Genomic DNA, 19448 nt, shown 5'->3' with positions numbered 1-19448 from the left:
CCGCCTCAATCTATTTCTCACGCAGCTGATAGGTTTCCGCAACGTAGCGATAGCCCTCGCCTTCCCGCTTGAGATAGGCCAGTGCCGGAAACGGCATATGATAACCGATGAAAGGAAGCCTGTCGGTGGCGATCATGTCAAACATGCGCTTGCGGGTCTGGACGGCAGCATCCTTATCGATATCGAAGGAAACGTGCCATTCGGGCCGCTGCAACGTAATGACGAAATGGTTCGCCGTATCCGAGACCAACATCAACGACTTGCCGCCCGTTTCGACCCTGAAAGCCAGATGACCCGGCGTGTGGCCATAAGCTGCCACCGAATGAATACCGGAAATGACTTCGCTATCATCGCCCAGGAACGTCATCTTCTCCGCGAGAGGCTTGACGTTTTTGGCCACCATTTCAGCAACGGTCTTGGCGGGGCTGTCGAGCCGCGCGGGATCGGTCCAGAAGTCGAATTCTTTCTGTCCGGTGACGTAGCGCGCATTGGCGAAGGCTGGCTTGCCGTCTTCCATCAGTCCACCAATATGATCAGGGTGGAAATGGCTCAATACGACCAGAGACACATCGTCCGTCTTGTAGCCCGAAGCTTCAAGAGCACTGGCCAGTTTGCCCAATCCCGCTCCGCGAGCACCTGCTCCCATGCCGGTGTCAAACAGGACAAGCTCCTTACCTGTATTGATGAGCACTGGCGTGAAGCTGTTGACGAAGCGGTCGGCGGGCAGAAGATTTTCCTCAAGAAGTGCGGCAACCACTTTCGGGTCCTGATCGACCGCATATGTCTTTTCGGGCGCTTCGCCTGCTCGGCGCCCATCGGAAAGCGTGGTGATCTCGAAATCACCAAACTGAAAGCGATGGAAGCCCGGATTTTCTACCTGTGAAGGGGTTAGCACTTTAGGACTGCCTGTTTCGGCTGCCGCCTTGTTGAGCTCCAAAGGCGATAAAGCCAATCCGGCCCCGGCAGCAGATGCTGTAACAATGAAATTACGTCTTGAGATGGTCATCAATCGATCTCCCGGCATAATCTATGGATAAGAACGACAGGATACCCGAAAAAGCTCCCTGATCCATGGGATACGCGATCAAGTTTCTGTTGGCGCGATATGGGCGACACCCTCTTGCCTCTCCGTTCAAGAATCACTATTTACAGGGCCGCGCGGGACGACCCGCGCCAGTGTTCGCATCGGGGACGGCCCCATAGGAGGGTGTCCTATGGCAGGGCCGATCGAACAATTCGCAATCAAGCCCATCGTTGAACTTGGCGAAATCGGCGGCCAGCCGGTTGCTTTCACCAATTCGGCACTCTTCATGGTGCTGACGGTGCTGGGCGCGGCTGCGTTCATGTTCCTGTCGTCCCGCAGGGGCACCGTTGTGCCGGGGCGCTGGCAGTCCTTAGCCGAGATCCTCTACGAATTCGTGTCGAAGACATTGCGCGAGAACGCCGGGGAAAAGGGTATGGCTTTCTTCCCCCTCGTCTTCTCGTTGTTTCTGTTCATCCTGTTTGCCAATTTGATCGGCATGTTCCCCTATGCCTTCACCGTGACAAGCCACATCATCGTAACGTTCGCGCTTGCGATGCTGGTCTTCCTGACGGTCACGATCTACGGTCTCGTTCGACACGGGTTCAGGTTCTTCCGACTGTTCATGCCTGCGGGCGTACCGGCTGTGCTGGCGCCGATCATCGTGCCGATCGAGATCATGTCCTATATCTCGCGTCCGGTCAGTCATTCGGTTCGTCTGTTCGCCGTCATGCTTGCAGGGCACATTACGCTGAAAGTCTTTGCGGGGTTTGTTATCGGGCTGGGCAGTCTCGGAACGCTTGGCATGCCAACCGCTGTACTGCCGCTTGCAATGACCGTCGCGCTGACCGCACTCGAATTGCTGATGGCAGTTATTCAGGCTTACGTATTTACTATGCTGACCTGCATGTATCTCAATGATGCACTGCATCCATCACACTGATTAGAGCGCCGTGCGCAGTGACTTCGCGGGAAGGACGGCCTTCCCGCTTCTTCAACGAACGGGACGGCCCGTTCAGAACCCTTGTGAGGGAGCATTAGAATGGCATGGATTTATCTGGGACTGGCCGGAATTCTTGAGGTCATCTGGGCATATTTCATGAAAAAGTCGGAAGGCTTTTCCCTTCTGACACCGAGCGCCATCACCATCGTGACGATGATCGGCAGTTTCATTCTGCTTTCCATCGCCATGCGCAGCCTGCCGCTTGGAACAGCCTATGCAATCTGGACCGGCATCGGGGCAGTTGGTGCGTTTCTGGTGGGCATATTCATTCTCGGTGAAGCTGCAACCTTCTTCCGCGTTGCAAGCGTGACACTGATCCTCGCCGGCATCATCGGATTGAAACTCTCGTCCAGCTGATTCAATCCGCGTACAAAAGCAAAGGGAGGCGAAAGCCTCCCTTTTTCATGCGGTCCGAAATCGATCAGCGCACCTGATCGAGAAGACGCTTGCATTCGAGAAGATCGAACAACGCCTCCTGCAGAAGCGAGCGGTTGTCCTTTGAAGGCCGCTTTCCATCAGCTCCGATGGGGCCATCCTCCTCGCCCTTCAAGAGACCAAAGAGCTTGCGCGCCGGTTGCGGCGCCTTGATGCCGCTCGGCAGAGCCATTTCATTGTCAGCCGCCTCTTCGGCAGCGCGCTTATCGGCGGCAGCCTGCTTCTGGCGCGTAATCGCCTCAATCGCCTGAACGTCGCCATTGCCAAGCGCGATGATAAACTGTGCATTGTTTTCGCGAAGAAGACGCTGCACACCCTTGATCGTATAGCCCTGATCATAGAGCAGATGGCGAATGCCCTTGAGCAATTCGACATCGAGCGGCCGGTAATATCGGCGACCGCCGCCCCGCTTCATAGGCTTGATCTGGGTAAAGCGCGTTTCCCAGAAACGCAGCACATGCTGCGGAAGATCAAGATCATCCGCTACTTCACTGATCGTCCTGAATGCATCAGGGCTCTTGTCCATCCACTTGCCCTTTCCAGTGGTTCAGGTTTCGCCGTTGCGGCGCAACCTCGCCGATCCAGATAGTTCAACTCGCTGCCAACGCGAACGCGTCTGTAACACGAAAGGCGCTTGTTACCATCGGAATTTAGAAGACGGGAGTTAACAAACTCCAGCGTGCGGAAAGACACGGCGCAAACGTCATTCAAAACCGGACGGTGTGCAACACGAACTCTCTCTGAAAAGCCAGCCGCTTTCCAGATTTCAATATCAGCGAAGCGATTCGCTCCACTGAATCCATTATATAATATCAGAGCTTTATAAGCATCCCTTCATGCGAAGCCGAAAGCAGCATGGCCAGTTCGTGGCAAAGGACTATTATGACGGTTGCAACCAACAAAAAAAACAGCCGTCCTGCACGCGGCCATAAGTCGGGCGCAAAAGCGATGTCAGTTTTACAAGGATGGTGCCGAAACAAAATGCTGCCCGATGGGCAGCATGCTAATGGTCTGATTCCGACATTTGCATCCCTCGGATATGAGCACTGAGCAAATGTCGAGATCAAAAAGACCACTGGTAACTTTATGAATCTAGTAGATTTTTCGAGTTTGACGTTTGAAACGTGATCTATATCGGACGAGTATCAAACGTCAAATTCAATCCACTAGCAATTACTTCTGGCTTTTGGTTTCACGCTTCTGATGTTCCTGCAGAATACGCTGCTTGAGAACGTTGGAAGCTTTGAAAGTCATCACACGACGGGGAAGAATTGGAACCTCCTCGCCTGTTTTCGGATTACGGCCAATGCGCTCGTTCTTGTCGCGAACCTGAAATGTCGCGAAAGACGACAACTTCACGGTTTCACCGTTGACGATAGCGTCACAGACTTCATCGAGAATCATCTCGACAAGAGCCGCCGACTCCGTTCTGGAAAGGCCTACCTTCCGGTAAACAGCCTCTGCCAGATCAGCTCGCGTGACCGTCTTACCTCCCATGACCGAACCTGCCTGGTTAGCGTTTGAACAGATAATATCCTTACGTGACAGGACGTTACACAAATAAAAGCGCAACGGTCAAGCCGCGAGTTTCCTCACGGCAGATCAAATTTTTCGCTTACCAGCGCAACAGAACCGCGCCCCACGTGAATCCGCCACCCATTGCCTCCAGAAGAACGAGGTCGCCCTTCTTGATGCGGCCGTCCGCAACGGCGGTCGCGAGCGCCAGTGGAACCGACGCCGCAGACGTGTTGCCGTGGCGATCCACTGTGATGACAACCTTGCCTTCAGCGATATTCAGCTTCTTGGCGGAAGCATCGATAATGCGCTTGTTGGCCTGATGCGGGACGAACCAGTCGATATCCTCGGCTGTAAGGCCGGTTTCCTCGAAAGATGCCTCGATAACGTCCGTAATCATGCCGACTGCATGTTTGAAGACTTCGCGGCCTTCCATGCGCAGGTGACCAACAGTCTGGGTCGTTGACGGGCCGCCATCCACAAAAAGTTTTTCCTTGTGGTTGCCGTCCGAGCGCAGATTGGCGGCGAGAACGCCACGATCCGAGGTCAGCCCGTTGCCTTCGGCAGCTTCGAGAACCAATGCGCCGGCACCATCGCCAAACAGAACGCAGGTCGTGCGGTCATTCCAGTCGAGGATACGCGAGAAGGTTTCCGCGCCGATGACCAGAACGCGCTTCGCCATGCCGCCGCGAATATAGAGATCAGCCGTCGTGATGGCATAGATGAAGCCGCTGCACACGGCCTGCATATCGAAGGCAAAACCCTTGGTGATTCCCAGTTCGCGCTGAATTTCCACGGCACTTGCCGGAAAGGTATGGTTAGGCGTCGAGGTTGCCAGCAGAACAAGATCGATATCAGTCGGCTGCAAGCCGGCATTCTCGATTGCTGCGCGGGCCGCAGCCGTGCCAAGCGAAACCGTGGTTTCGTCATCGCCTGCAATGTGGCGCTCACGGATACCCGTGCGCTGCACGATCCACTCGTCGGAGGTTTCGATAATACCTTCGAAATCGGTATTCTTCATGACCCGCTTCGGCAAAGCCGAACCGATACCCCGCACGACAGACCTTATCATCTCTTATTTCCTGTCCTTACATGCGACCGGCGCGACGAACATTCACGCGCGCAGTCGAAAATTCTGGCCCTACACATACTCGGTAAAAGTTACTTCACCGCTTCGGCGCCGAAAAATAATCGGCAACCGCAAATCTTATCCAATTCCGTCTTCCGGATGGCTTTGCCGGAATTATGCCTTTGCAGCCTCGCCACCATCATTCGATACATGCGGATGACTGTGGTGGAAATGCGCCAGATCAGCCTCGATCTTTTCCAGAAGACGATTTCTCACCATGTCATAGCCGACTTCCACTGCCGAGCAGAAGCCTTCTGCATTGGCGCTGCCATGGCTTTTGATGACGATTCCACTGAGACCGAGGAAGACGCCACCATTGACCTTGTTCGGATCCATCTTTTCGCGCAGGCGATCAAACGCACCCTTGGCGAAAACATAACCGATTTTGGCAAGCAGCGTCCGGCGCATGGCCTGACGCAGCAGTTCACCCATCTGGCGGGCCGTACCTTCCGCAGCCTTGAGCGCGATATTGCCGGTAAAGCCTTCGGTCACGACCACGTCCACCGTGCCCTTGCCGATATCATTGCCTTCAACAAAACCGGAATAGGCAAGTCCGTCGAGCGGTGTGTCGCGCAGAATCTGACCTGCTTCCTTGATCTCGTCGAGACCCTTTACCTCTTCCGTGCCGACATTCAGGAGCCCGACGGTCGGTTTGCGCACCTCGAACAGGGCCCGCGCCATACCAGCCCCCATAACTGCGTAATCGACGAGCTGGCGCGCATCGGCGCCAATGGTGGCTCCAACGTCAAGCACGATGCTTTCACCGCGCAGCGTCGGCCAGATGCCAGCAATCGCCGGGCGCTCGACGTCCGACATCATACGCAGGCAAAATTTGGACATGGCCATCAATGCACCGGTATTACCGGCGGAAATACACGCCTGGGCGTCGCCGGTCTTCACTGCCTCGATGGCCTGCCACATGGAAGATTTACCGCGACCGGCCCGCAGCGCCTGGCTCGGCTTGTCATCCATGCTGATGGCAACCTGGCTCGCGCGGAACTCGGATGCGGCTTTCAGCTTCGGATAACGTGCCAGCACGGGCTCCACCTGTGCGGGGAGACCGAAGAATATGAAACGGATGTCAGGATGGCGCTCAAGCGCCTTCGCTGCGCCGGGGATGACCACTTCAGGGCCAAAATCACCGCCCATCGCGTCAATCGAAATTTTGATCACTCTTGATTGTTCCTGTGCGATCCCTGCCCCTGCTCTGCTTTTTGCAGCAGACAGGTTTTCGGCGAAAATAGTGTTTTTGCGTTTCCGCACAACCAAATTCTGTCAAACCACTCTGAATTACGGCTTCTTTTGCCATTCTGAAAGCTTCGCAAACGGCGAAACGGGCTTCTCTTCACCGTCGTCGTCCCCGAAAACCTTTGACTCACTCTCGTCCGGCAAACCCGGCTTGCGAGGATAAGGATCGATGGCGAGATCGAAGAATTCCTCGGCAATTGCGCCGACATCGATCCTGTCGCCGACAAAAACTTCCGGAATGTCCGCGCCTTCGGCATCGAGCAGCATTTCGCCGCTTTCATCAAGCTCAATCCGTGCAAGCCTCGAATTTTCCGGCACGAAGATCGTGTCGACGTCTTCGGCAATGCTGTTGGTCAGCGGCTCCAGCGTCACGATGCAGGACTGAACGATTTCCGCATCGATACGACCCCGCACCCGGATGCCGTCCTTTTTCCAGGGTGTAATCAGAAATTCCGCAGCAAAGGCATTTACAGCCTCTAGCCCATGGGCTGCCGCGAGTGCTGCGCGCTCTTTCTCATCCGTGCCTATTTTCACCGTCACGCCCTTTTGCGGCAGGTGAAGAACCGGAACAGGATAGGTGAGCGCCGGTTTGTCAGTCATTCTCATTGGCCTTTTCAGCATTGTTTTTTGGCGCAAAGTCCATTTGATCCGCATCCATATAGGAAATGTCGCCTGCCGCCAAAGCATCGTCCGCAATTTTTTGCAGCCGGTCACGGCATCCCAGAACATATTCACTTAAATGGTGGGCATGCGGCCAGAATTCGAGGTCCGGGCGGATATTTCGCGTGAGTGCGGCAGCCAGCGCGTCTGCATCATTTGCATCCAACGCCTCCCCATAAGCTGCGACCCGACCATAGAACATGCGTGCAAGCTTCTTCATGCGCTTCGGGACACCCTGGTCACCGATACCGAGTTCGCGCAGCGAATGATCGACATCCTTGAAAAACTCGTCGGCGATTTCCTGTGCCAGATCGGCAAGCGCCTTGTTTTCTCCCCTCATCCGATGCAGGGCGAGGAAAATATGCAGCGAAAGCATTTCATAGCGGCCAAGCGGCGTATCAGGCACCTGAAATTGTGCATAAAACCGTTTTTGCCGCGCCGCCGCCACGATCACCTCGTAAACGCGAAGCATAATTGCCTCGTTTGCTTTCGATTTGCGGCGGAATAGTTGGAGAATCATGTCCGTACGACCGTTCCAGTTGCATAAATAAGCAAGGTGGTTTACCGAAGTTCTCCCGACGGCGAAAGTGCCGCGCTGATTTAGAATGTATGGAGAGGTCTTTGTTGCAGCGAATTTTTCCAAGTGCATCCTCTGGCGTACGCAAGCAGCGTGCCCTTCTCGCAGGCACGGCAATTCTCGTCGCAGTAGCTCTTGCCGGATGTAACACTGCATCCACGCTCAATCCGTCCGAAACGCTGACAGAGGGTTACGTACTCGATCAGGGTGCGCTTGATTCGGTTCCTGTCGGCTCCAGCCGCGAGCAGGTGCTTCTGGCGCTCGGTACGCCGTCCACCACCGCGACCTTCGACAATGAAGTGTTCTACTACATTTCGCAGAAGCGTTATCGCGCCGCGCAGTTCATGAAGCCGAAGATCATCGAGCGGCAGATCCTCGCCATCTATTTCAACAAGGACGGCAAGGTCGAGCATATCGCCAATTACGGCCTGAAAGACGGTAAGCTGTTCGACTTCGTGTCGCGCACCACGCCGACAGGCGGCAAGGACCAGACCTTCCTCGGTCAGATCATTCAGGGCGTTTCCAAGGCCCCGACATCGTTGCCGGGAGCCGCAGGCGGTGCCAGCAACTGATCCGGTCATATCCTGACAAAAAGAAAACCCGCCTTTACGGCGGGTTTTCTTTTTTCACAATGCATGTCCGTCAGGACAGATGCGCCAACACAGCCAACAGAAGAAGGGCCACGATGTTGGTGATCTTGATCGCCGGATTGACAGCCGGACCGGCTGTATCCTTGTAGGGATCACCAACCGTATCGCCGGTCACCGATGCTTTATGCGCTTCCGACCCTTTCAGGTGCTTCACGCCGTCGGCATCGGTAAACCCGTCCTCGAAGCTCTTCTTGGCATTGTCCCATGCGCCACCTCCGGACGTCATGGAAATCGCGACGAAGAGGCCGTTGACAATAACGCCCAGAAGCGATGCGCCGAGCGCTGCAAAGGCTGCAGCCTTCGAGCCTGAGATAAGCAGCACGCCGAAATAGACCACAATCGGCGCCAGCACAGGCAGGAGCGACGGGATGATCATCTCGCGAATGGCCGCCCTGGTCAGAAGATCGACCGCGCGGGCATAGTCCGGGCGCTCCTTGCCGGTCATGATGCCTGGCTTTTCACGGAACTGGCGGCGCACTTCCTGCACGACCGCGCCTCCGGCCCGGCCCACGGCGGTCATCGCCATGCCACCGAACAGATAAGGGATCAGGCCGCCAAAGATCAGCCCCGCAACCACATAAGGGTTGGAGAGATCGAAGGAAACCGGCCCCATATCGGCGAAATAAGGATAGGTCTGTCCGTTGGCGGCAAAGTAGGCCAGATCGTTGGAATAGGCCGCGAACAGCACCAGTGCGCCAAGCCCTGCCGAACCGATAGCATAGCCCTTCGTGACGGCCTTGGTAGTGTTGCCAACGGCATCGAGCGCATCGGTGGCCTTGCGGACTTCCGGGTCGAGACCGGCCATTTCCGCAATGCCACCCGCATTATCCGTGACCGGACCGAAGGCATCGAGCGCAACGATCATCCCGGCAATACCAAGCATGGCAGTGACGGCGATTGCCGTACCGAACAGACCAGCCAGCTGGTAGGTCGAAATAATACCGCCGACAATCACGATTGCTGGCAGAGCCGTGGATTCAAGCGAAACCGCCAGCCCCTGAATGACATTCGTGCCGTGCCCTGTTACCGAGGCCTGCGCGATGGAGTTGACCGGACGTTTGTTGGTGCCGGTATAGTATTCTGTGATCACAACGATCAGACCGGTAACGATCAGACCGATCAGTCCGCAAATGAAGAGATTGGTGCCGGTAATGCTTTTACCAGCCACAGTACCGATTTCGCCCCAGCCAACGGTCAGCGTATTGGCAATAGCAAGACCAACGATGGAAAGCAGGCCCGTCGCTATCAGCCCCTTATAGAGGGCACCCATGATGGAGCCATTGACGCCGAGCTTGACGAAAAATGTGCCCACGATTGACGTGATGACACAGGCGCCGCAGATCATCAGCGGATAGAGCATGACGCTCGAAAGAATGTCCGATCCGTTGAAGAAGATTGCGCCGAGAACCATGGTTGCGACGACTGTCACCGCGTAGGTTTCGAAAAGGTCGGCAGCCATGCCTGCGCAATCGCCGACATTGTCGCCGACATTATCCGCAATGGTCGCTGGGTTGCGCGGATCATCCTCTGGAATACCGGCCTCGACCTTGCCGACAAGATCGCCGCCGACGTCAGCGCCCTTGGTGAAGATACCACCGCCAAGACGCGCGAAGATCGAGATCAGCGAAGCACCGAAGCCGAGCGACACCAGCGCATCGATAACCGTGCGGTCGGACGGCGAATAACCAAGCCAGACAGTGAGAATGAAATAGTAAACGGATACGCCGAGCAGCGCGAGCCCTGCCACCAGAAGGCCGGTAATGGCCCCTGACTTGAAGGCCAGCTCAAGCCCTCCGGCGAGGCTGAGTGAAGCTGCCTGGGCGGTGCGCACATTGGCGCGAACCGAAACGTGCATTCCGATAAAGCCGGTAACGCCCGACAGAACCGCGCCAATCAGGAAACCGATTGCGGCACTGATCGACAACAAATACCAGGCTGCCAGAAAGACCACGACGCCGACAATGGCAATCGTCGAATATTGTCTTGTGAGATAGGCTGAGGCACCCTCGCGGATGGCTTCAGCAATTTCCTGCATGCGCTGCGTCCCCTGATCGGCTGCAAGAACCGAACGGATCGCCCATATGGCGAAAAGAACGGAAACCACGCCGCAGGCAATGACGAGAACTAAGACTGCCACTCCCATTTGCATAAAGGCCAACTCCCATTGAGCTCGCGCTGGCTACCGTCAGACCGCGAGCCGCGATTGTCGGCAGGCACATGCGCAGGTTAGGCCCGAAAACCCCTCCCCGGACCCGATTGAGCGGCATGGAAGTGCCTGAAGCCAATGCAAGATACCGGGCTTCTTCGGTATATTCACGTCTGGAACTTACGCCTAAAGCGGATCGCGATCTTTCAGATTCCCTCTCAGCGCTTTATGTCTCTGATTTCAGGCCTGTCGTTCTCGCAAAACTGCTACGCACTTTTGCGCGACATGCCTGAGAAATCAATCAATTGGCGCGATTCCTTGCATTTCAGCATTCTCAATGCCGCGTACCCAACATGCGAAACGGTTTAACAAACGTCAAGTCGTTCTTTGCCAGCGTACAATGAAAGAAGGGCTGCGATTTCTCACAGCCCTTCTTTCATGATTATTGTCAGGGAAGCCGGATCAGCGCGGTTTCACACCGCGGCTCTCGCCACGAATGACGAATGCCAGGCGATCAAGTACGGCATTGACCAGCTTCGGCTCGTCTTCTGTGTAGAAAGCCTTGGCGATATCAACATATTCCGACACGATAACAGCCGTCGGCACGTCTTTGCGTGTCTGCAATTCCCAGGCGCCAGCACGGAGAATGGCGCGCAGGGTCGAATCGAGACGCGACAGCGGCCAGTCTTCCGTCAGCGCCTGATGGATCATCGGATCGAGCTTCAGCTGTTCATCGACGACACCAGCCACGATTGCGCGGAACCATTGCGGATCGGCATCAAGATACTGCGTGCCATCCACTTCCTTGCCGAGACGGAAAGCTTCGTACTCAGCCACCACTTCCAGAACACCTGTTCCGGCAACATCCATCTGATAAAGCGCCTGGACTGCAGCAAGACGGGCAACACCGCGCTTGTTCGCCGTGCGTGGGAGATTGGGGGTTGGGCGGCCTTCGGTAGAAGAATTCATAATGATCAGACTCCGAACTTCTTGCGCAGGTCGATCATGGTCAGCGCAGCGCGGGCGGCAAAACCGCCCTTGTCCTTGTCTTCACGGCGGGCGCGTACCCATGCCTGCTCTTCGTTTTCGACCGTCAGAATGCCGTTGCCGATGGCGATGCTTTCCTCGACCGAAAGATCGGTGAGTGCGCGGCAGGATTCATTGGACACGATATCAAAATGATAGGTTTCGCCACGGATAACCGTACCAAGCGCAACAAAGCCATCATATTCCTTGCCGCCATTGTCTTCACCATCGAGTGCGAAAGAAATGACCGCCGGAACTTCCAGCGCGCCAGGCACCGTCACCACGTCGTAGGTGGCCCCTGCCTCATCCAAGGCTGCCTTTGCGCCATCCAGAAGCGCGTCGGCGAGATCATCGTAGAAACGCGCTTCAACAATAAGCAAATGCGGCGCATGCGCCTCGTGCTTGGACATGAGAGACTCCATGACAAATTTTGCGGACCGCAACGATTGCGGTCAACGCTTAAAATCGGGATATGCTTTTACAGCCTGGGAATTTAGGCTGTAAGCCTATTTCTGATATTGCGCAAGCCTTGCTGCGTAACGTGCCAGCTGGTCGATCTCGATATTCACCTTGTCGCCTGCTTTCCGCTCGCCCCAGGTCGTGACTTCAAGCGAGTGGCGGATCAGAAGCACATCGAACTCGTTGCCATTGACGCCATTAACCGTCAGCGAGGTTCCATCGAGAGCGACCGAACCCTTCTGGGCGATAAACGGGGCCAGTTCTTCCGGCGCACGCAGGGTGAAGCGCACTGCATCGCCTTCTTCCTTGCGCTCGACGATTTCAGCCTGCCCATCGACATGGCCGGAAACGAGGTGGCCGCCCATTTCGTCGCCAAGTTTCAGAGAACGTTCCAGATTGATGTTCCGTCCGCTCTGCCATTTGGAGATTGTGGTCAGGCGCAGCGCTTCTTCCCATGCCTCGACCTCGAACCAGCGGGCATTCGTGCCTTTTTCTGGCAGCGCCACCACTGTGAGGCAGACGCCTGAACAGGCAATCGATGCACCAAGCTCAATCGTTTCGGGATCATAGGCAGTTTCAATGCGCAGAAGAACGCCTTCATTCAGCGGCTTGATCCGGTCAACCTTGCCGATATCGGTAATAATGCCTGTAAACATCAAGTCTCCTTCGTGCCTGATCCAAAATTCGCCATGTCTTGGCTCGCAAATAGCGGTTTCCTGCGCTTCCGGCGCTCATGTACTTAAGTACACTGCGCTCCGGTTCTCGAAAACCACCATTTTTGCTGCGACCTGAGGCTTTTACATTCTGGCACTTACATATTCCGCATAGGCATCGTCGCCATAGCGAGCCTGCCTTAAGATTTTGAACTTGTCTGCGATATGGGTTTCAAGCCCGTCCACGGCAACCCCAAATTCTGAGCCGATTTCAACCGGCGAACGGAAGATGGCAAGCCGGTCCACCAGCCCCTCGTCCAGAAAGCTCTTCGCAACACCTGCTCCGCCTTCAACGAGAACCGAGGAAATGCCCTGCGCAGCGAGATCGTCCATCAGTTCGGGCAGAGCGATGCGGCAATCATAAGCTTCGGTCGCGAGAATCCGGCAACCGGCCGCCTGCAACTCGTAGCGCCGCTCCGGCAACGCTTCTTCACCACAGGCGATCCATAAGGGCTGGGCATCAGCGGTCTGTACAAGTTTCGAGGAAAGCGGCAAACGCAATCCGCTATCGAGCACCACCCGAACAGGCGAACGCTGTTCCAGCCCCGGCAGGCGGCAGTTCAACACCGGATCGTCGGCCAGGGCGGTTTCGATGCCAATCAGGATAATATCGGTCTGGGCCCGCAGGATATGCGACTGGGCGCGCGCAACCGACCCCGTTATTGCAAGCTGTCCCTCGCCCCGACGGCCGATCATGCCATCGGCAGAAAGTGCAAGTTTCAGAATCACTTCCGGGCGCTTCTTCGCAGATCGATTCAGATAGCCCGCAAGATCATCGGCAGCCTGTTCGGCAAGAATGCCTGGCACAACCTCAATCCCTGCCTCGCGCAGAATGGCAAAGCCTCTTCCGCTGACCCGTTCGTCCGGATCGGTCGCGGCAACCACGACACGCGCCACACCCGCCCGCACCAGCGCTTCCGCGCAAGGCGGTGTGCGTCCGTGATGCGCACAGGGTTCCAGCGTCACATAAGCCGTCGCGCCACGCGCCGCTTCTCCCGCGTCTGCAAGCGCCTGCGGCTCGGCATGAGGCCTGCCGCCAATTGCAGTCACGCCACGTCCGACGATGACGCCATCCTTGACGATGATCGTGCCGACGGACGGATTGGTTCCCGTCAGCCCCTCGTGACGCCGTGCATAACGGATCGTCGCTTCCATGAAGCGGACGTCATCCGCAGTTGCATTCGAAGGCGGAAATTTGCTGCCACTCATGCCTAAACGTCCAGATCGTCCTCGGTTTCAGCAACTGTCAGTTCATCAATGACATTGTGGAAATCGACGGCCTTGCTGAAATTGCGATAGACCGAAGCAAAGCGGATATAGGCGATATCATCGATGCCTTTCAGCGCATCCATGGCCAGCCGCCCGATTTCGTCGGACGTCACCTCCGCCTCACCCGAACTTTCAAGCTGGCGGACAATGCCGGAAATGGCGCGTTCCACCCGGTCATTATCGACGTCGCGCTTGCGCAGCGCCACTTCGATAGACCGCGTAAGCTTGTCGCGATCAAAAGGAACTCGGCGCCCGCTTTTCTTCACGACCATCAGGTCACGCAACTGTACGCGCTCAAAGGTCGTGAAACGGCCTCCACACACCGAACAGACACGACGCCTGCGAATGACCGCACCGTCTTCCGCCGGGCGAGAATCCTTCACTTGCGTATCTTCAGACTGGCAATAGGGACAACGCATGGAACACTTTCGATTTCAATATCGGCAATTTCAATATCGGCAGCTTTAGCACTGGCGACGAACAGCTCATATGTGGGGACACCCCCGCCAAAAACTCAAGAGCTTTGCCATCGTCACCCGATTCCCGGCGATCATAGCCCATAAGCGGTAAGCTACCTACCAGATGCGACAATGAAAAAGCCCCGCTCAACAGAGTTGAACGGGGCTTCATCTCAATCATGGAATCAGGCTTAACCCTGATAGCCATACATCGGGAAACGGTCGGTCAAGGCCATGACCTTTTCCTTCACGGCCTGTTCGACAGCGGCATTGCCTTCATCGGAATTGGCAACCTTCAGACCATCCAGCACTTCGGCGATCAGCGAACCGATCTCCTTGAATTCCGTAACGCCGAAACCGCGGGTCGTACCTGCAGGCGTGCCGAGACGGACGCCGGAGGTGACGAACGGCTTTTCAGGGTCGAACGGAATGCCGTTCTTGTTGCAGGTGATGTTGGCGCGGCCAAGAGCAGCCTCTGCACGCTTGCCGGTTGCGTTCTTCGGACGCAGATCGACCAGCATCAGATGGTTATCGGTGCCACCCGAGACGATGTCGAGGCCATTGGACTTCAGTTCTTCGGCGAGCGCGCGCGCATTGTCGACGACGTTCTTGGCATAAAGCTTGAACTCCGGCTTCAGCGCTTCGGCAAAAGCAACAGCCTTACCGGCGATGACGTGCATCAGCGGACCGCCCTGAAGACCCGGGAACACAGCCGAATTGATCTTCTTGGCGATGTCGGCGTCGTTGGTGAGGATCATGCCACCGCGTGGACCGCGAAGCGACTTGTGCGTCGTCGTGGTGCAGACATGCGCATGCGGAACCGGCGAAGGATGGACGCCACCGGCAACAAGACCGGCAATATGCGCCATATCGACCATGAGATAGGCACCGACTTCATCGGCGATCTCGCGGAAACGCTTCCAGTCCCAGACGCGCGAGTAAGCAGTACCGCCTGCGAGGATGAGCTTCGGCTTGTTCTCGCGTGCAAGGCGGGCAACTTCATCCATATCGAGCAGATGGTCATCCTTGCGAACGCCATAGGACACGACATTGAACCACTTGCCGGACATGTTGACCGGCGAGCCGTGGGTCAGGTGACCACCCGAATTGAGGTCGAGGCCCATGAACGTGTCGCCCGGCTGAAGAAGCGCAAGGAACACGGCCTGGTTCATCTGGCTGCCCGAGTTCGGCTGAACGTTGGCAAATTCGCAGCCAAAGAGCTTCTTGGCGCGTTCAATGGCCAGTTCTTCCACGACGTCGACATACTGGCAGCCGCCATAATAGCGCTTGCCCGGATAGCCTTCGGCATATTTGTTGGTGAGGATGGAACCCTGCGCTTCGAGAACAGCGCGCGAAACGATGTTTTCCGAGGCAATCAGCTCGATTTCATGGCGCTGACGACCGAGTTCGTTGCGGATTGCTCCGAAAATCTCGGAATCGATGTCCTCGAGGCTTGCATTGAAGAAAACGTCGGACGACGCGTTCTTGGCGGCGGCGTTGGCTTGAGACATGTTTCACACCCTCCGGGTTAGCCGGTAAAAGCTATATGGATGAGGCGCATTATCACACTTGAATGCACAAGGCCAATGGTCGCAAAGCGAAAAGCTTATTCCAAAATGCGGCAAACCGATTTGATAAATGCCTTGCAACTAAAAAGCCGCCCGGAACGGGTCCGGACGGCTTTGGAAAATCAAACTCAAGATGAGAATCAGGTGTCGGTGCCAAGAGCGAGTTCGGTTGCGCCATCCATCTTGTAGATGTCGTCGCGGAACTGCACCACGCCGTCGCCGGTAGACCATGCAGTAATGTAAACAAAATGCAGCGGAACCGGATCGGCGAGCTGGATCGGCGTGTTCGTGCCCGACTTGATCGTGCTTTCGATGTTCTGACGATCCCAGCCTGCGGTGTTCTTCAGCAGCCACACATCGAGGTCGCGCACGTTCTGGACGCGGACGCAGCCCGACGAGTCGAAACGCATGAGCTTGTTGAAATAGCTCTTCTGCGGCGTGTCGTGCATGTAAACGGCGTACTGGTTGTGGAAGTTGATCTTGGTCGAGGACATGGCGTTGATCTTGCCCGGATCCTGACGGAACATCAGCTTTACCGCATCGTCCGTATTCCAGTCGATGCTTTCCGGCGCCACTTCCTGACCGGACTGGTCGTAAAGGCGGATCTTGTTCTTCGCCAGATATTGCGGGTCCTTCCGCATCAGCGGAATAATGTCCTTCTGGATGATCGACTTCGGCGCAGTCCAGTAAGGATTGAGAATGACTTCGTGAATCTTCGAATTGAGGATCGGCGTCTGGCGGTCGATCTTACCGACAACTGCCGTATGGCGCTGCATGACGCTGCCGCCTTCAACGGCCTCGATACGCGCAGCCGGGATGTTGACCATCACGAAACGCTGTTCCTGCAGGCCCTGATTGGCGAGAGGCGAGAGACGCTGCAGATTGGTCTGGAGCTGGCCGAGGCGCGTATTCGCGTCCACATTCATGGCCGCATAGGTGAACTGTCCCATGACGCCGTCGGCCGGCAGACCATGACGGGACTGGAAGCGCTTCACGGCAGCATCGACATAGGTGTCGAAAGAACTGGAAAGCCCGGCTTCCTGTGGCAGATCGCCAGAAATCATGAGGCGCTTGCGCAGTGCCTGAACGGACGGATCCGTGACGCCGATCTGGAGTTTTGTATTACCCGGAACGCTCGGCCAGCCACCGCGACCGGCAATGTCGGTATATTGAGCGATAGCGGTCTGGAGATTGCCAACCGTCTGCGGGCTCAAAACCGGCTGGTTGGTTGCGACCCGCTGGCCACCCGTCGCGCGGGCATCGAACTGGTCAGCCCAGTTGCCGCGACGCGACGATGAGATAACATCGGTCAGAGCTTGTTGAGCGTAAGCCGAGGAAACCATGGCGGAGGCTGCCACGGAAAGGCCGGCGGTTGCCGCGCCGCGCAGGAAACTGCGGCGGTCTACTCTTAAAGTATCGGCTGGTCTGTCGGTCTTGGTCATTTTGCTTAGTCCCAAAAGGCTAACCGCTCGCGCGGGATCTTCCCAGAGAATATCAGCAATAGGTCAACAAGACGATATCCGGACTGCAGGCGATGCAAAGCTGCTCGCTCATCCGAAATTCGATTTCGAGCCCATTCCTGACTGAAGGTGGCACAATATTGCCCGTGCCGCTCTAAAACGCTTATGTCGTTTTTTATGGCTTAATCATGTCGCATGGCCCGAATTTCAAGCCATGCGCCTTACGATTGGGAGCTTCACAGCGCCTTATTCTTCTCAATGGCAGCCTGTTGTGACAGTTCTGCAACAAAGCAGTCAGTCAGTTAACACCGACCCGCTTTCTTTAGAGCCGGTAAGCGATGCTGTCATTCCAGAAGCGGTCGAGACGCTGCAGCGACTTGTTCATCGCCGTGAATTCTTCGACCTGAATACCGCCAACCTGTTCGATCGAGGAGATATGGCGTTCGTAGAGCGAAGCCACCTGATCGGCAATAGCATTGCCCTTGTCCGTCAAGCTGACGCGCACCGAACGACGGTCAACGCGCGAGCGCTGATGATGAATGAAGCCCATTTCGACCAGCTTCTTCAGGTTGTACGAAACGTTTGAGCCGAGATAGTAACCGCGCGAGCGCAGTTCACCGGCGGTCAGTTCCGAATTGCCGATGTTGAAGAGCAGAAGCGCCTGCGTCGCATTGATGTCGCTCTGGCCATTGCGGTCGAACTCGTCCTTGACGACATCGAGCAGGCGGCGATGCAGGCGCTCGACCAGCTGGAGCGCTTCCAGATAAAGCGAACGAAGTGCGGTTTCCGGTGTCGTGAGCGGAGCGGATATGTCCGTCTTGCGCTGTGCGTTGATCATTTCTTTTGCCTCTCTGTCGGAGCCGCATTCCATGAAACCATGATGCAGCTCTCTGTCCTGTTTTATGCGGTGTATTGTTTCTCACCGTGTCTTGAGAGGAATTTAGGGGAGATGCATAAAATTCGACTTAAAAGTCAGCCTTAACAGTAACTTACCGGACAGATTGACCATTCAGGCTTAATGTTTGCTTACTCCGCGCCATTTGCGGGACCGCGCCCGGATACATTGTTACAGCGCAAGAATGCCGGTTTTCCGGGCGTTGGAAAGGCCTGCTACATTAAACTTTCGTCATTTGAGAAGTGTCTGGATAGTGGCTAAATACGAGCCATCAACAATCCATTGGAGGGACCATGGCGCTTCGTCTTGCACATTATTTCGTGGTCGGCGGGCTGTTAAGCTTTACCGGCTTTGTGAGTCTCGCTCATGCTGAACCGGTTACCGCGGCTCCGCAAATGACCATGTATAAAGATCCCTATTGCGGCTGCTGCGAGGGCTGGGCTGAACATATGAAAGCTGCTGGCTTCAATGTGACGGTTAAAGTCGAGGAAACGATGGACACCGTAAAGGCAAAGTATGGCGTTGGTGCCAATCTCGCCTCATGCCACACGGCAGTCGTCGATGGATATGTCATCGAGGGGCATGTTCCTGCCAGTGCGGTCAAGCGGCTGCTGGCAGAACGTCCGCAGGCAACGGGGCTGACTGCACCCGGCATGCCGATGGGATCGCCGGGCATGGAAATGCCGGGCAGCAAAGCCGATACCTATGATGTTCTGCTTTTCAAAGGCCAGATGACGAAGCCCTTTGCCCGCTATGAGGGTACGCAAGCGCTCTAGAAGCTAGATCGGCAGGCTCGCACGGGCCTGCCGTCTCTTTTCGAAGAAGAGCAGAATACGAAAAGCGATAAAAATGACGATGCAGGCCGCGTTGAACCCAACTGTCAGCGGCTTGTATTCGAAATGCCGGGAAAAAACGGAATAGATGGCGATTTCGCCGAGCGCTGCTACGAACCAGAGCACAGGCCCCCACGGTGCGCGCATCCACAGACCTGTCGCAGCAACGGGCATCAGAACGGCCAGAGCCACAACCGCAGTCTGCCAGGGCCACGGCATCAGATCGAAACGCCATAGAAGTCCCGGTTGAATACCGATCAGCCTGATCCAGTAGAAAACACCACTTGCCAGGGCCACAAGGGCGAGTATCCGAACGAACCATGTGAAGGCCCATTCGGTTCCGCTCGGCTGGGTATGCTGGCGCAGCTCGTTCATATGCATCA

The 19448-nt window shown here is 56.0% G+C and carries 21 protein-coding genes; 4 read left to right on the top strand and 17 right to left on the bottom strand.

Features of this window, described 5'->3' with window-relative positions; all coding sequences use genetic code 11:
* Positions 1 to 10 precede the first annotated feature (10 nt).
* A complete protein-coding gene (locus ABDF71_RS06110; RefSeq protein ID WP_010661106.1) occupies positions 11 to 1006 on the bottom strand; it encodes an MBL fold metallo-hydrolase in 996 nt (331 codons plus the stop codon).
* Positions 1007 to 1214: 208 nt separating this feature from the next.
* Between ABDF71_RS06110 and ABDF71_RS06105 the strand changes: the two genes are divergently transcribed.
* Positions 1215 to 1964, top strand: coding sequence for a F0F1 ATP synthase subunit A (locus ABDF71_RS06105; protein WP_500061328.1), 750 nt, complete (start codon positions 1215 to 1217; stop codon positions 1962 to 1964).
* Positions 1965 to 2063: 99 nt separating this feature from the next.
* Positions 2064 to 2381, top strand: coding sequence for a quaternary ammonium compound efflux SMR transporter SugE (gene sugE, locus ABDF71_RS06100; RefSeq protein ID WP_010661104.1), 318 nt, complete (start codon positions 2064 to 2066; stop codon positions 2379 to 2381).
* Positions 2382 to 2445: 64 nt separating this feature from the next.
* On the opposite strand, the gene ABDF71_RS06095 is transcribed toward sugE, so the two are convergent.
* The 6 genes from ABDF71_RS06095 to ABDF71_RS06070 form a co-directional block, all read right to left on the bottom strand.
* Positions 2446 to 2985, bottom strand: a complete 540-nt coding sequence (locus ABDF71_RS06095) for a MerR family transcriptional regulator (RefSeq protein WP_010661103.1) — start codon at positions 2983 to 2985, stop codon at positions 2446 to 2448.
* Positions 2986 to 3632: 647 nt separating this feature from the next.
* Positions 3633 to 3956: an integration host factor subunit alpha gene (locus ABDF71_RS06090; RefSeq protein ID WP_010661102.1), complete on the bottom strand. Its 324-nt coding sequence runs from the start codon at positions 3954 to 3956 to the stop codon at positions 3633 to 3635.
* 118 nt (positions 3957 to 4074) lie between these two features.
* On the bottom strand, positions 4075 to 5046 hold the full coding sequence (locus ABDF71_RS06085) for a beta-ketoacyl-ACP synthase III (protein ID WP_010661101.1): 972 nt from the start codon (positions 5044 to 5046) through the stop codon (positions 4075 to 4077).
* 171 nt (positions 5047 to 5217) lie between these two features.
* Positions 5218 to 6276, bottom strand: a complete 1059-nt coding sequence (gene plsX / locus ABDF71_RS06080) for a phosphate acyltransferase PlsX (protein ID WP_010661100.1) — start codon at positions 6274 to 6276, stop codon at positions 5218 to 5220.
* 117 nt (positions 6277 to 6393) lie between these two features.
* Entirely contained in the window at positions 6394 to 6951 is a 558-nt protein-coding gene (locus ABDF71_RS06075) for a YceD family protein (RefSeq protein ID WP_043062573.1), read from the bottom strand.
* A complete protein-coding gene (locus tag ABDF71_RS06070) occupies positions 6944 to 7531 on the bottom strand; it encodes a ubiquinol-cytochrome C chaperone family protein (RefSeq protein ID WP_010661098.1) in 588 nt (195 codons plus the stop codon). Before ABDF71_RS06070 ends, ABDF71_RS06075 begins: the two co-directional genes overlap by 8 nt.
* 101 nt (positions 7532 to 7632) lie before the next feature.
* Here ABDF71_RS06070 and ABDF71_RS06065 point away from each other — a divergent pair, with 101 nt between their 5' ends.
* The gene (locus ABDF71_RS06065; RefSeq protein WP_500061323.1) at positions 7633 to 8160 is read left to right on the top strand and encodes an outer membrane protein assembly factor BamE; all 528 of its coding nucleotides are present in this window, start codon (positions 7633 to 7635) and stop codon (positions 8158 to 8160) included.
* 70 nt (positions 8161 to 8230) lie between these two features.
* On the opposite strand, the gene ABDF71_RS06060 is transcribed toward ABDF71_RS06065, so the two are convergent.
* From ABDF71_RS06060 to ldtR, 9 genes are all read right to left on the bottom strand, one after another.
* A complete protein-coding gene (locus tag ABDF71_RS06060) occupies positions 8231 to 10387 on the bottom strand; it encodes a sodium-translocating pyrophosphatase (protein ID WP_500061321.1) in 2157 nt (718 codons plus the stop codon).
* A 459-nt stretch (positions 10388 to 10846) separates the two neighbouring features.
* Complete coding sequence (nusB, locus tag ABDF71_RS06055) at positions 10847 to 11353, bottom strand: transcription antitermination factor NusB (protein ID WP_010661094.1); 507 nt, start codon at positions 11351 to 11353, stop codon at positions 10847 to 10849.
* A gap of 5 nt (positions 11354 to 11358) precedes the next feature.
* Positions 11359 to 11820 carry a 6,7-dimethyl-8-ribityllumazine synthase gene (locus ABDF71_RS06050; protein ID WP_010661093.1) on the bottom strand — a complete coding sequence of 154 codons (462 nt, stop codon included), beginning with the start codon at positions 11818 to 11820 and terminating at the stop codon, positions 11359 to 11361.
* Positions 11821 to 11916: 96 nt separating this feature from the next.
* On the bottom strand, positions 11917 to 12525 hold the full coding sequence (locus ABDF71_RS06045) for a riboflavin synthase (RefSeq protein ID WP_010661092.1): 609 nt from the start codon (positions 12523 to 12525) through the stop codon (positions 11917 to 11919).
* A gap of 141 nt (positions 12526 to 12666) precedes the next feature.
* Positions 12667 to 13791: a bifunctional diaminohydroxyphosphoribosylaminopyrimidine deaminase/5-amino-6-(5-phosphoribosylamino)uracil reductase RibD gene (ribD, locus tag ABDF71_RS06040; RefSeq protein WP_500061318.1), complete on the bottom strand. Its 1125-nt coding sequence runs from the start codon at positions 13789 to 13791 to the stop codon at positions 12667 to 12669.
* Positions 13792 to 13793: 2 nt separating this feature from the next.
* Complete coding sequence (gene nrdR, locus ABDF71_RS06035) at positions 13794 to 14270, bottom strand: transcriptional regulator NrdR (protein ID WP_010661090.1); 477 nt, start codon at positions 14268 to 14270, stop codon at positions 13794 to 13796.
* Between the two features lie 230 nt (positions 14271 to 14500).
* Positions 14501 to 15820 (bottom strand): serine hydroxymethyltransferase, encoded by a 1320-nt coding sequence (gene glyA, locus ABDF71_RS06030; protein ID WP_012092341.1) that lies wholly within the window; start codon positions 15818 to 15820, stop codon positions 14501 to 14503.
* A 197-nt stretch (positions 15821 to 16017) separates the two neighbouring features.
* Positions 16018 to 17319: a L,D-transpeptidase family protein gene (locus ABDF71_RS06025; protein ID WP_010661088.1), complete on the bottom strand. Its 1302-nt coding sequence runs from the start codon at positions 17317 to 17319 to the stop codon at positions 16018 to 16020.
* 340 nt (positions 17320 to 17659) lie between these two features.
* On the bottom strand, positions 17660 to 18175 hold the full coding sequence (ldtR, locus tag ABDF71_RS06020; RefSeq protein ID WP_010661087.1) for a transcriptional regulator LdtR: 516 nt from the start codon (positions 18173 to 18175) through the stop codon (positions 17660 to 17662).
* Between the two features lie 350 nt (positions 18176 to 18525).
* Between ldtR and ABDF71_RS06015 the strand changes: the two genes are divergently transcribed.
* Positions 18526 to 19008 (top strand): DUF411 domain-containing protein, encoded by a 483-nt coding sequence (locus ABDF71_RS06015; protein ID WP_043062579.1) that lies wholly within the window; start codon positions 18526 to 18528, stop codon positions 19006 to 19008.
* A gap of 3 nt (positions 19009 to 19011) precedes the next feature.
* On the opposite strand, the gene ABDF71_RS06010 is transcribed toward ABDF71_RS06015, so the two are convergent.
* A complete protein-coding gene (locus ABDF71_RS06010) occupies positions 19012 to 19446 on the bottom strand; it encodes a DUF6163 family protein (protein WP_012092343.1) in 435 nt (144 codons plus the stop codon).
* Between the last annotated feature and the right edge of the window lie 2 nt (positions 19447 to 19448).

Source organism: Ochrobactrum sp. WV_118_8, from assembly GCF_039631535.1.
GTDB lineage: Bacteria > Pseudomonadota > Alphaproteobacteria > Rhizobiales > Rhizobiaceae > Brucella > Brucella anthropi.
The sequence above is the reverse complement of the archived record's forward strand: the minus strand, read 5'-3'. Positions and strand labels throughout refer to the sequence as shown.